At 58.3% G+C, this 12,657-nt stretch carries 12 protein-coding genes; 8 read left to right on the top strand and 4 right to left on the bottom strand.

The window, feature by feature from the left end:
- Position 1 precedes the first annotated feature (1 nt).
- Both JOE56_RS08065 and JOE56_RS08060 read right to left on the bottom strand, forming a co-directional pair.
- On the bottom strand, positions 2–1,168 hold the full coding sequence (locus JOE56_RS08065) for an amidohydrolase (protein ID WP_204515572.1): 1,167 nt from the start codon (positions 1,166–1,168) through the stop codon (positions 2–4).
- 114 nt (positions 1,169–1,282) lie between these two features.
- A complete protein-coding gene (locus JOE56_RS08060) occupies positions 1,283–2,389 on the bottom strand; it encodes a mannose-1-phosphate guanylyltransferase (protein ID WP_204515571.1) in 1,107 nt (368 codons plus the stop codon).
- 234 nt (positions 2,390–2,623) lie between these two features.
- Between JOE56_RS08060 and sdhC the strand changes: the two genes are divergently transcribed.
- From sdhC to mobA, 6 genes are read left to right on the top strand one after another with little or no spacing between them, the layout of a single operon-like run.
- Positions 2,624–3,001 carry a succinate dehydrogenase, cytochrome b556 subunit gene (gene sdhC, locus JOE56_RS08055; protein WP_102238597.1) on the top strand — a complete coding sequence of 126 codons (378 nt, stop codon included), beginning with the start codon at positions 2,624–2,626 and terminating at the stop codon, positions 2,999–3,001.
- A 5-nt stretch (positions 3,002–3,006) separates the two neighbouring features.
- On the top strand, positions 3,007–3,456 hold the full coding sequence (locus JOE56_RS08050; protein ID WP_204515570.1) for a succinate dehydrogenase/fumarate reductase transmembrane subunit: 450 nt from the start codon (positions 3,007–3,009) through the stop codon (positions 3,454–3,456).
- Positions 3,457–3,487: 31 nt separating this feature from the next.
- The gene (gene sdhA, locus JOE56_RS08045; protein WP_204515569.1) at positions 3,488–5,248 is read left to right on the top strand and encodes a succinate dehydrogenase flavoprotein subunit; all 1,761 of its coding nucleotides are present in this window, start codon (positions 3,488–3,490) and stop codon (positions 5,246–5,248) included.
- Positions 5,248–6,042 (top strand): succinate dehydrogenase iron-sulfur subunit, encoded by a 795-nt coding sequence (locus tag JOE56_RS08040; RefSeq protein ID WP_102238594.1) that lies wholly within the window; start codon positions 5,248–5,250, stop codon positions 6,040–6,042. Before sdhA ends, JOE56_RS08040 begins: the two co-directional genes overlap by 1 nt.
- A 1-nt stretch (position 6,043) precedes the next feature.
- On the top strand, positions 6,044–7,264 hold the full coding sequence (locus JOE56_RS08035; RefSeq protein ID WP_204515568.1) for a D-alanyl-D-alanine carboxypeptidase: 1,221 nt from the start codon (positions 6,044–6,046) through the stop codon (positions 7,262–7,264).
- On the top strand, positions 7,261–7,863 hold the full coding sequence (gene mobA / locus JOE56_RS08030; protein WP_204515567.1) for an NTP transferase domain-containing protein: 603 nt from the start codon (positions 7,261–7,263) through the stop codon (positions 7,861–7,863). Before JOE56_RS08035 ends, mobA begins: the two co-directional genes overlap by 4 nt.
- 21 nt (positions 7,864–7,884) lie before the next feature.
- On the opposite strand, the gene JOE56_RS08025 is transcribed toward mobA, so the two are convergent.
- Both JOE56_RS08025 and trpS read right to left on the bottom strand, forming a co-directional pair.
- Positions 7,885–8,919, bottom strand: coding sequence for a phosphatase domain-containing protein (locus tag JOE56_RS08025; RefSeq protein WP_204515566.1), 1,035 nt, complete (start codon positions 8,917–8,919; stop codon positions 7,885–7,887).
- Positions 8,920–8,955: 36 nt separating this feature from the next.
- Positions 8,956–9,969 (bottom strand): tryptophan--tRNA ligase, encoded by a 1,014-nt coding sequence (trpS, locus tag JOE56_RS08020; RefSeq protein WP_204515565.1) that lies wholly within the window; start codon positions 9,967–9,969, stop codon positions 8,956–8,958.
- Positions 9,970–10,155: 186 nt separating this feature from the next.
- On the opposite strand from trpS, the gene JOE56_RS08015 reads away from it, so the two are divergent.
- Entirely contained in the window at positions 10,156–12,393 is a 2,238-nt protein-coding gene (locus tag JOE56_RS08015) for a carbon starvation CstA family protein (RefSeq protein ID WP_204515564.1), read from the top strand.
- Positions 12,386–12,589 (top strand): YbdD/YjiX family protein, encoded by a 204-nt coding sequence (locus tag JOE56_RS08010; RefSeq protein ID WP_204515563.1) that lies wholly within the window; start codon positions 12,386–12,388, stop codon positions 12,587–12,589. The genes JOE56_RS08015 and JOE56_RS08010 overlap by 8 nt, the downstream gene beginning before the upstream one ends.
- Positions 12,590–12,657 lie beyond the last annotated feature (68 nt).

The raw sequence follows: 12,657 nt of genomic DNA, 5'->3' as shown, positions 1-12,657 counted from the left end.
ATCACGCGCGGTTCAAAGCCTCCAGTGCTACCGCGCAGTTCACACGCGTCGCAATGCCCACAGCGCGTTCATCAACCAGGAAGTCGCCCTGGTGAATGTCGTACGTGTGGCCGCCAGGGGTGCGCGTACCCAAACGAATGAGAGCGCCCGGCACCCGGGTGAGGTACCACGCGAAGTCTTCCCCACCCATCGACTGCGGGGTGAGTTCCACGGAATCCGGCCCCAGCTCCTGCCGGATCGCGTGCTCGGCCAACGTCACTTCGTCTTCGGTGTTGACCACGGGTGGGACACCTCGGCGGTGTTCCAAATCCACTTCCACGCCGTACGGGCCGGCAATCCGGTCAACCAAGTCAGGTAGCACCTGCGCGACCTTGTTCCATCCGTCAACGTCCAGGCACCGCAGTGTCCCCATGAGCAAACCTTCGTTGGGGACTACGTTTGGGGCGTGGCCAGCTTCAATCGCACCCCACACCAGGGAAAACGCGTGGCGCGGGTCTATGAGGCGCGAAAGCGTCGACGGCAAGTCCACAGCTAGACGACCAAGCGCGTACACCAAGTCTTCTGTCAGGTGCGGGCGTGACGTGTGACCGCCGTGACCGCGCAGTCGCAGAATCACTGTGTCTCCGGCTGCCGTGATGGGGCCGATTCGTGAACCCACCTTGCCCACGTCTACGTTTGGATCACAGTGCAAGGCGTAGCATAGCGGGACGCCCGTCAGCGCGCCCTGCTGAATGATTTGCAAAGCGCCACCGGGTGTTACTTCTTCAGCAGGCTGGAAAATACAGCGGATCGTTCCACCTAAACCACCTTTGGTTTCGTGGATCCGTGACAGAGCGAGCGCTGCCCCCATCGCCGCTGTGAGGTGAACGTCGTGACCGCACGAGTGGCTCACGCCCGGCACGGTTGAAGCAAACTCAGTCCGGGTCAGATCGTCCAGCGGAAGCGCGTCAATGTCGGCGCGCAGACCACCCACGATAGGCCCATCGCCCACATCCACGTACAAGCCTGTGCCTTCGAACAACACCGGTTCAAGGCCTGCGTCTTTGAGGCGTTGCGCGATCTTCTCAGTTGTGCGGTGTTCAGCGTTCGACAGTTCCGGGTGAGCGTGAATATCACGACGAAACTCAATGAGCTCATCCACTAGCTCATTTACAACTGTCTCAATCAACGTGTCCTCATTCCCAATTCGTGTGTGGCAATAATGTAGTCGCTCACCGCCACCCGAGCCAGTTCATGACACGGCATGACACGAAAGTGGGCGGGCTACGTGCCCGCGAGACACCTACAGAATCTGCGTAAGCCCCTGATCGTTCAACCGCGCAACTACGTTCTTGACCTTCTGCGCACTGCTACGGCTGGTGACAAGAAGCGCGTCATCCGTGTCCACGACCACTACGTCGTCAAGCCCTACAAGTGCCACGGGCCGGTCGCCGGTCGAGATCACCACACCAGACGAGTCCTCCGAAATCACTGGCGAATCACCAATGACCTTCACCGCGCACCGCTCCCCCGGTGCCGGTTGCCGAAGCTTGGCCACCGCATCGAAGTCGCCCACGTCATCCCAACCGAAGTCTCCCGGGACAACGACAACGCGCCCAGCACGCGCAGCCGGTTCCGCGATCACATAGTCGATCGCCACCTTCTCCAGCTGCGGCCACACCTCACCCAAGACAGCATCTTGACGGTCGGTGCCCCACACCTCGGCGATCTTCATCAACCCCGCATACAGATCAGGGGCGTGCTGTGCGAACAACTCCAACATCGCGTCAGTGCGCGCAATGAACATGCCCGCGTTCCACCGATAACGCCCCGAAAACGTGTACTTCCGCGCCGCGGTTGCGTCCGGTTTCTCCACAAAGTTAAGCGCACGCCTCGCCGTGGGTGCGGCCCGCAACCCCAAGTTCGCGCCGGTCTCTATATACCCGTACGCCGTCGACGCGTAAGTAGGAGTAATCCCCACCGTGACGATGTCCCCGCCAGACGCCGCCGCCACAGCCTGTGTGATGACCGTGCGGAAATCTTCCGCATTAGTAATTGAGTGATCTGCAGAAAAAGAGCCAATGACCGCGTCTGGGTCAGTGCGGTGAATGAGCGCGGCGGCCAGCCCAATGGCTGCCGCAGAATCCCGAGGTGAAGGTTCCCGGACTAACCGATCGTCCCGTAAGGCTGGGAGCTGGTGCGAAACCTCTTCAGCGTGAGCCTGCCCCGTGACCACCCACATGTGGTCCGGGTCCACCAGGGGCACCGTTCGCGACCAGGTGGACTGCAACAGGGTTGAGCCAACTCCGAGGATGTCGTGCAAGAACTTTGGGCGGTCGCGACGGGACAGGGGCCACAATCTGGTCCCCGCACCTCCGGCCGGGATCACCGCATGAAAGTTGGGAATCATTGCTTCATTGTCGCGGGCACCACGGGCACACTTCCACAAGACACGCGCCACGAAATGAAACCCGAGAGATACCCAACGCAAATGTGGCGTTATTATGTGTAATGTCTGCGAATCTCATAAAGAACGCGTTAGCTCGCGGGATTTATTGGACACTGGTTCGCTCGATTGGCTAAAGCGACGCCCCCGGCGTAGCTTTTATATGTTATTAAAACTGTCTCAACTGGAGGATGCCCCGTGGCTAAAGCCTCAACGGGCACGCTGTACCGCGGACACGAAGGAATGTGGTCCTGGGTCGCTCACCGCGTCACAGGTGTCGGTATTTTCTTCTTCCTGCTGGTCCACGTGCTTGACACAGCCCTTGTACGCGTATCGCCCGCAGCCTACGACGCTGTCATCGGAACGTATAAGACCCCCATCATGGCAATGGCCGAAATCGGCTTGGTTGCAGCGATCGTTTTCCACGCATTCAACGGTGTGCGCGTGATTCTTGTTGACTTCTGGAAGGGCGGGCCCAAGAACCAGCGCAAGATGTTCTGGGCCGTCATGATCCTGTGGCTCATCGTTATGATCGCGTTCTTGCCCCGCCACCTCATGCACACGTTCGGAGGTTGAGAATAGTGACGGCAACTTCAATTCCCGCTCCTCGTAGCGAATACAAGCGCCACAAGAACACCCGTTCTAAGTTCGAACTTGCCGCGTGGCTGTTCATGCGTATCTCGGGTCTGCTTCTTGTGTTCCTGATTTTTGGTCACCTGTTCGTCAACCTGTGGCAGGGCGAAGGTGTGCAGGGACTCGACTTCGGTTTCGTCGCCGGTAAGTGGGCTAACCCCTTCTGGCAGATCTGGGACCTGGCTATGCTGTGGCTGGCCATGATCCACGGAACCAATGGTCTGCGCACCATCATCAACGACTACGCAGAAAAGCCAGCTACCAACGTTGTTCTACAGCTGGTTCTGTACATCGCTTCGGCCATCGTTGTGGTTCTGGGAACCCTGGTGATCTTCACCTTCGACCCTTGCCCAGCGAACACCGCTGCTGAACTTCTGCCCACCTTCTGCACCGCTTAGTGACAGTCGTTTAAAGGAGAATTGAGTATCTATGCAGGTACATGAGTACGACGTTGTCATCGTCGGCGCAGGTGGCGCCGGCATGCGCGCAGCGATCGAATCCGGACAGCGCGCACGCACAGCTGTTCTCACCAAGCTGTACCCAACCCGTTCGCACACCGGTGCAGCTCAGGGTGGTATGTGTGCAGCACTTGCCAACGTTGAAGAAGACAACTGGGAATGGCACACGTTCGACACCATTAAGGGTGGCGACTACCTGGTCGACCAGGACGCAGCTGAAGTCATGGCAAAGGAAGCCATCGACGCGGTTCTTGACCTGGAAAAGATGGGTCTGCCGTTCAACCGTACGCCTGAAGGCAAGATTGACCAGCGTCGCTTCGGTGGACACACCCGCGACCACGGTAAGTCGCCTGTGCGTCGCGCGTGCTACGCCGCTGACCGTACCGGTCACATGATTCTTCAGACCCTCTACCAAAACTGTGTCAAGCACGGTGTTGAGTTTTACAACGAGTTCTACGTTCTTGACCTGGTAATGACCGAGGTGGATGGCCAGCGCCGTCCGGCTGGTGTCGTTGCGTACGAACTGGCAACCGGCGAAATCCACGTGTTCCGCTCGAAGGCCGTTGTGTTCGCAACCGGTGGTTTCGGAAAGGTTTTCAAGACCACCTCGAATGCGCACACGCTCACCGGTGACGGTGTTGCTGTGACCTACCGCAACGGGCTTCCGCTTGAAGACATGGAGTTCTTCCAGTTCCACCCAACCGGCTTGGCAGGCTTGGGAATCCTCCTGTCTGAGGCTGCCCGAGGTGAAGGTGCAGTTCTGCGTAACTCCGAGGGTGAGCGCTTTATGGAGCGCTACGCACCCACCATTAAGGACTTGGCTCCACGTGACATCGTGGCTCGTTCCATGGCTAACGAAGTGCGCGAGGGTCGCGGTTGTGGACCAAACAAGGACTACGTTCTTCTGGACCTCACCCACCTGGAACCAGCACACATCGATGCGAAACTTCCAGACATTACCGAATTCGCCCGCACCTACCTGGGTGTTGAGCCCTACACGGAACCTGTTCCAGTGTTCCCAACGGCTCACTACGCCATGGGTGGTATCCCCACCAACGTTGAATCGCAGGTTCTTTCCGACAACGACACGGTAGTTCCTGGCCTCTACGCTGCCGGTGAATGTGCATGTGTTTCGGTCCACGGTTCAAACCGTCTGGGAACCAACTCGCTGCTGGACATCAACGTGTTCGGTAAGCGTGCGGGAATCGCGGCTGCGGAATACTCCAAGACCGCAACGCTTCCTGAACTGCCGGAAGGCGCTGCTGACCGCACGGTCGACATGATCGAAACCATGCGTCGTTCCAACGGTTCAGAACTGATCGGCGCGATCCGTAAGGACCTTCAGGAAACCATGGACACCCACGTACAGGTGTTCCGTACTGAAGAAACCCTGCGCACGGCGCTTAAGGACATCGCCGCTTTGCGTGAACGCTACAAGAACGTGGGCATCCACGACCGCGGTAAGCGTTACAACCTGGATCTCCTCGAAGCAGTCGAGTTGGGCTTCCTTCTTGAAATCGCCGAGGTGGTTACGGTTGCCGCTCTGCACCGTAAGGAATCGCGTGGCGGACACTTCCGCGAAGACTTCCCGAAGCGTGACGACGAAAACTTCATGCACCACACCATGACCTACCTGGACGAATCAGCAACCGCTGAAGGTGTTGCAGGAATGCGTTTGGAAACGAAGCCCGTTGTCGTAACGCGGTACCAGCCTATGGAGCGTAAGTACTGATGAGTGAAAAAGAAGTAAAGACAGCTGAGCCAGCGTCCAAGGTTGATCTTCCAGATCACCTGGGTGGCGGTGGCGGAGAAATCCCATCGTTCGATTGCACAATCCGTATTGCACGCTTCGACCCCGAAGCTGACTCCGAGCCACACTGGGAAGACTACAAAGTCACCATGTACGGCACGGACCGTATCTTGGACGCTCTGCACAAGATCAAGTGGGAAATCGACGGTAGCCTGTCGTTCCGCCGTTCATGTGCGCACGGTGTCTGTGGATCGGACGCAATGCGAATTAACGGGCGTAACCGCCTGGCATGTAAGACCCTGCTGAAGGACCTGGACACCAACAAGCCCATCACGGTGGAAGCGATCAAGGGCCTGCCTCTTGAAAAAGACCTCATCGTGGACATGGAACCGTTCTTCCAGTCCTACCGCGAAATCATGCCGTTCTTGATCACTTCTGGTCACGAACCTACTCGCGAACGCCTGCAGTCGCCTGAAGACCGCGCCATCTTCGACGACACCACCAAGTGCATCCTGTGTGCTTCGTGTACGTCGTCCTGCCCAGTGTTCTGGACCGATGGCCAGTACTTTGGACCGGCTGCAATTGTGAACGCACACCGCTTCATCTTCGACTCACGTGACGAAGGTGGCGACATGCGCCTCGAGGTTCTCAACGACAAGGAAGGTGTGTGGCGCTGCCGCACCACCTTCAACTGCACGGAAGCTTGCCCTCGTGGAATTGAAGTCACCAAGGCAATTTCCGAAGTTAAGCAGGCGTTGCTCACTCGAGCGTTCTAACGTGGCTTTATACCACCTAACATGTGGCCGTCGCTTTTTTGCGGCGGCCATTGTTGCCCTCGCAACCTTTACTGGCGTGGGGGCCGTGAACGTTGCGGGAACGAAGCCTGCGAGCGCGCACACGGTTGTGGCGCAACCGGCAGAACCCACCTCGGCCACATACACCAGCCCGGAAAACATAGGTGACGGCACTCCCCCACCCACCCCGGCGGCCGACGCGTGGCTCGTAGCCAACCTGGACACCGGCGAAGTCTTGGTGTCCCGCGGCGAGGACGTGGTCGCTTCGCCTGCGTCAGTGCAGAAACTCCTCACGGCGCTGGCCCTGGTCGACGAACTCCCTGACGTCAAGAAAAAGCAGCGCATCACGGAAGAGACCACAAACGTCGACGGCACCCGCGTGGGTTTGTTGCGCGATAACGAATACTCAATCGACCTGCTTTTCCACTCAATGCTGATGGCCAGCGCCAACGACTCTGCACACGCGTTAGGCGAAGCCGTGGGCGGGCAAGACAAGGCCCTGGAACTCATGCACCGCAAAGCCACGCAGTTGGGGATGGGCTCGACCACTGTGGGCACTACAAGCGGGCTGGATGCGCCTGGGCAGGGAACCACGGTGGATGACCTGCTGAAGCTTTCCCATGAGTTCATCAAGAACAAGTACCTCATGACAATCGTCAAGACCCAGACCCTGGACTTCCCCGGTGGGTATGACCACAACAAAAAGGAGAAGGTCCAGGGATACCAGATCCAGAATCACACGCGCCTGGTTGGGCTGGTTGACGGGGCTATCGGTTTGAAGAACGGGTACACGCAAGAAGCCCGTGGTTCGTTCGTGGGGGCTGCCACTCGAGGCGACACCACGTACGTTGCGGTGGTTCTGCGCGCGCAAACGCAGAGCCGGCAGGCGACCGCTGACCTCCTCAACTGGGCGTTTAACCAAAAGCACCCGCAGGTCACGCGCACCGTGGCGTTCGAGGATCTGAGCACGCCGTCGCCTGTTGCGTCTGTTGGGGGCGCGGGTGGCGCGACTGGTGAGCCGCGTGAAGAAGCCGGTGAGTCCCAAGCCGCAGGAATCGCAATCCCTAACAACGTAGGGCTTGCACTTGGGCTACCCGTCGCCATTTTCGCCGTTGTGGGCGGTGCGCTCATGTACCGTTCGCGCCGCAAGCGCTCCCGCACAGGCGATTGGAAGCCCGAGAACCAGGAAGGTTCCAGCACGTGAGTCAAGGCTCACGCACTGATCACCTTTCGCTCAGTGCCCTTCTGGTGTCCGGTGGGAAAGCCACTCGTCTGGGCGGCCTCACCAAGACCGCACTCACCGTGGATGGCGTTCCGCTCATCAAACGTGCTCTCACCGCAGTCCGCGGAGTCTCCCCGCACTGCCGCGCAGTCGTGGTGGGTAACACGGAAGGGTTGGACGACCTCGGGCACGTCACCCACCTACGCGAAGACCCGCCCTTTTCTGGCCCTGCCGCGGCGATCGCCACCGGGGTGGCGCATGTGACAACTGAGTTTGTGGCGGTCCTTGCCGCCGATCTCCCCCGCATCGACGCACACACGATTCGCGCGCTCGTCGACGCGGTAGGTGAGTCGGATTGTGCGGTTGCCGTTGATCCCGCCGGGCGGGCGCAGTACCTGACGGCCGTGTGGCGCGCCCGGGCGCTGGCTGAAGTGGTATCCACCGCCGAGGTGGCCCACCGGCCCGCTCGTACCCTTTACGACCGCTGTACGTGGGTTCCCGTTCACCTTGAGCAGGCGACGACCGCGGACATCGACACGTTCGCGGATGCCCAGTGTTTTGGGGTGGATGTAGAGGGCTAAACCGGGTGATGGCTGTTGCGTTTAGACGATGATTCCGCGGTCGTTCATCTTCTCCATGAGGCCCGCTCCGTCTGGAGCGTAGATCCACGGAACGCCTTGGCCACGCCCGGAGTTCTTTGAACGCCCACCGGCCCACACCGCTTCACCAACCGTGAGCTGACGAATGCATACTGCGACCACGTTGTTGGGGTGGTTTTCGACGAATTCGCCGTAAAGTTCTTCGTCGTGCTGGCCGTCATCACCGATCAACAGCCACTTGATGTTGGGGAACTCCCGGGCCAGCCGCTCCAACTGGATGCGTTTGTGTTCCTGGCCCGAACGGAACGCACGCGTAGCCGTGGGCCCCCAGTCTGTGAGCAAGAACGGCCCGTCCGGGTACAGGTTTCTAGACAAGAAACGCTTGAGCGTCAGAGCCACATTCCACGCACCCGTAGACAAGTAGATGATGGGGGCGTGCGGACGCAGGTAGGTGAGGCGGTCGTACAGAACCGACATCCCGGCCACTGGCGAGCGCGCGTGTTCATCCAGCACGAACGTGTTCCACACAGCCAAGAACGGGCGAGGCAACGCGGTCACCATGACCGTGTCGTCGATGTCGGAGATGATGCCAAACTTCTCCTCGTCTGCCACCACATACGCGGTTGCCGTGTCTACAAGCGAACCCTGGGTCCAGATTTCCAACTCCACTTTCCCCGGCTCAAAGTCGCCGGGAATGACAGCGTCGATAATGCCACCTCGGTCGGAGGACACCATGTGTTCCTGGCCGTTCACCCTCACCCACGCTGTCGCCTCGTTGAGCGGGATGGACCCAAACGACCTGAACCCTCGGATACTCGCGTGGACGTCTGCTGCCGGTTGGCCGGTCTTGGTCAAAACCGTGCGGGCCAAAACCCTAATGAAGGTTTCAGTTCCGTAGGAGTCATACGCGATAACTGTGCGCTTCCATCCGCGGTTGTTCGCTTGTTTGCGGAGCCAGTCTTGGACTTTGTCTTCCACACGAGCGGCTGTGTGGATGACTTCTGGGGCGATGTTGTTGGGTTTGTACTTCTTGGCCACCTGGTGGTGCTCCTTTGTGGTGGTGGGGTGGGGAGTTTAGAGAAAACCGACGCGGTCGTACGCGTTCTTGACGGTGGCGTCTGCGATCTGGGTCGCCTTGTTAGCACCGTTGAGAAGAATCCGCTGGAGTTCCGCCCGGTCCTCCAGGAGCTCGTTGGTGCGGGTGCGTACGGGGGTGAGAGCTTCAACCGCGAGGTCGGCAAGCGCGACCTTGAGGTGGCCGTACATCTTTCCTTCGAACTCAGCGACGATGCTGTCAATGCTCTGGCCTGACAGCGACGAGTAGATGGTGAGTAGGTTAGATACTCCCGGCTTGTTCTCTGGGTCGTAGGCAATCACGGTGTCGGTGTCGGTGACGGCCGACTTAAATTTCTTCTGAAGAACCTTGGGCTCATCAAGGATGTCGATGCGACCAGCTGGGTTCTTCCCCGACTTCGACATTTTTGCCGACGGGTCTTGGAGGTCGTAGATCTTTGCCGTTTGCTTGAGGATTCCCGCTTCAGGCACTTTGAATGTTTCGCCGTACCGGTTGTTAAAGCGTTCTGCCAAGTTGCGAGTCAGCTCCAAGTGTTGGCGCTGGTCCTCCCCCACGGGAACGATATCGGCCTGATAAAGGAGGATGTCAGCGGCCATGAGAGCGGGATACGTGAGTAGCCCCAGTGACACGTGTTCGTTCTTTGCTGATTTGTCTTTGAACTGGGTCATGCGCTGTGCTTCACCCAGCGACGTGGTGCATTCCAGAATCCAGCTGAGCTTTGTGTGAGCGTCCACGTGCGACTGCACAAAGATCGTGGACTTTTCAGGGTCGAGTCCCGCAGCGATGAACTGGGCTGCCGTGCGCAGTGTGCGCTCGCGAAGTTCTTCTGGGTTCTGCTCCACCGTGATCGCGTGCATGTTTGCGATGAAGAAGAAGGCATCGTGGGTGTCCTGTTGCGCAACGAACTGTTGGAGGGCACCAATGTAGTTTCCGAGGTGGAGGGACCCCGAGGTCGCTTGCACACCTGAGAGTGAACGAGGGCGGGTGACAGCTGATTGACTCATGTTCACCATTCTGCCACTTCAGGACAACGGAACCGTCTCAGTTAGCAAAACACGCGTTGATCGTATGTGCTCCGAGTCACATCAAAGTATTATGCTAATTACCTCCAAAGATGGAGGAACCGCAAACACACTCCGTGTGGATGTTAATTTACGACCTTCGTCGCTTGCGACGAACCAGCCCAAAAAGGAGCTCATATGTCGGTTGAGTACGTCAAGACCGATGAAGCTCTCCCACCAGTTGCAGTGGAAGAGAAGCCCCGGTGGACGCCGGGCAAAATCGTCTTATGGGTAGCCATTGCCCTCATCGCCGGTCTCGGTTGGACAATGATCGCGATCGTTCGCGGTGAACAGCTCAGTGCTAGCTGGTTCGTCGCCGCGGCAGTGGGCTCCTACCTCATTGCTTTTAGGTTCTACGCCAAGTTCATCGAATGGAAAGTGTGCCGCCCTGACCCTAAGCGCGCCACACCCGCTGAGCTCAACGATAACGGTAGGGACTTCACGCCTACCGACCGTCGCGTTCTGTTTGGACACCACTTTGCTGCGATTTCCGGTGCCGGACCGCTTGTTGGCCCCATCCTTGCCGCGCAGATGGGATACCTTCCCGGAACGTTGTGGATCGTTCTGGGTGTGATTGTTGCCGGCGCAGTTCAGGACTACATGGTCCTCTACTTCTCGACCCGCCGTAACGGTCGCTCACTGGGCCAGATGGCGCGTGACGAACTCGGCAACGTCGGAGGCATTATCACCTCCATCGGGATCATCCTCATCATGACCATTCTGATTGCGGTTCTGGGTGTGGTCATCATTAACGCACTCGCCGAATCGCCATGGGGTGTCTTCTCAATCGCAATGACCATCCCGATCGCGTTCCTCATGGGCTTCTACATGCGTTACCTGCGTCCAGGTGCGATCGTGGAGACATCGGTAATCGGCATTACCTTGCTCATCCTTGCGATTGTTGTAGGTGGATGGGTTCACAACGACCCCGTATGGTCAGAGGTCTTCCACCTCAGCAAGGTGCAGCTGGCATGGGGCCTCATGATCTACGGATTCATTGCTGCAGTTCTTCCAGTGTGGATGCTCCTGGCACCCCGTGACTACCTGTCGACGTTCATGAAAATCGGTACCATCGCTCTACTGGCGGTGGGAATCATTCTGGTGAACCCAGAGGTTCAGATGCCTGCCATCACGCCATTCGCGTCTAACGACCAGGGCCCCGCGTTCGCAGGTACCCTGTTCCCATTCCTGTTCATCACGATTGCGTGTGGTGCGCTGTCTGGGTTCCACGCACTGATTTCGTCTGGAACCACTCCTAAGCTTCTTGAAAAGGAGTCGCAGGCCCGCCTCATCGGTTACGGTGGCATGCTCATGGAGTCGTTCGTTGCCATCATGGCGCTTGTCGCAGCTGTCAGCTTGGACAAGGGAATCTACTTCGCCATGAACGCGGCTGAACCACTCACCGGTGGAACACCTCAGGGAGCAGCAGACTTCATTACGAACAAACTGGGAATGCCCGGCATTGACGTAACCCCAGAGATGCTTGAACAAGCCGCGCATGACGTCGGGGAATCCTCCATCGTGTCTCGTACCGGTGGCGCTCCCACTTTGGCTATGGGTATGGCGCACATTCTGCACTCCGTGTTCGGTGGGCCAGCCTGGATGAGTTTCTGGTACCACTTCGCGGTGATGTTCGAAGCACTGTTCATCCTTACCACGATTGACGCCGGTACTCGCGTTGCTCGCTTCATGTTGTCTGACCTGCTGGGTAACTTCATGCCTAAGTTCCGTGACCCGTCATGGAATGTCGGTGCATGGCTCACCACTTTCATTATGGTTGCCGGCTGGGGTTCAATCCTGGTCATCGGTGTGACTGACCCGTTGGGTGGAATCAACACGTTGTTCCCGCTGTTCGGAATCTCTAACCAGCTTCTTGCAGCGGTTGCCCTATCAGTTGTGCTCGCGATCGTGGTCAAGTCTGGATACGCGAAGTACGCGTGGATACCAGGTGTCCCCCTCGCATGGGACCTGGCCGTGACAATGACCGCGTCTGCCCAGAAGATCTTCTCCCCTAACCCCAAACTTGGTTACTGGGCACAGCACTTTGCCGTTCGCGAAAAGCTGGCCGCGGGAGAAACCTCGATGGGCAACATTCAGGGCGAAGAAGCGATGCGCGCGGTTGTTCGCAACACGTTCATCCAAGGAACCTTGTCGGTGGTCTTCGCTGTTCTGGTGCTCATGGTCGTCCTCATGGCGCTCTACCAATGTTTCAAGGCCGTTACGACCGGTAAGGTGACTACATCGGAAGAACCAGCAGTGCCCACGAAGATCTTCGCTCCGAAGGGACTTATTCCTACGAAGGCAGAACGCGAAGTTCAGGCTCAGTGGGACGCGTTCCAAAAGGAACAGACTCAGAAGGTTGAAGCGCATGAGTAGGATTTCGGCAGTCCTCAAACCGTTGAAAGCTGTTCACTGGTACATCAAGGAAGTGATGGGCGAAAACGCTTACAAGCACTACCTCGAGTCCTACAAACAGCGCCACGGCACCTGCGAGGGTGCCATGGGAGAACGCCAGTTCTGGCGGGACCTCACCGACGAACAGGACCGAAACCCTAAAGCACGCTGCTGCTAAGCGCACTGCTACTAGAGAACAGGCGGGGGCACACGTTTTCACACGTGTGCCCCCGCTTGTTTTTACTC

It is taken from the genome of Brevibacterium paucivorans, assembly GCF_016907735.1.
In the GTDB taxonomy this organism is placed as follows: Bacteria; Actinomycetota; Actinomycetes; order Actinomycetales; family Brevibacteriaceae; genus Brevibacterium; species Brevibacterium paucivorans.
This window is presented reverse-complemented; position numbering and strand designations above follow the sequence as displayed.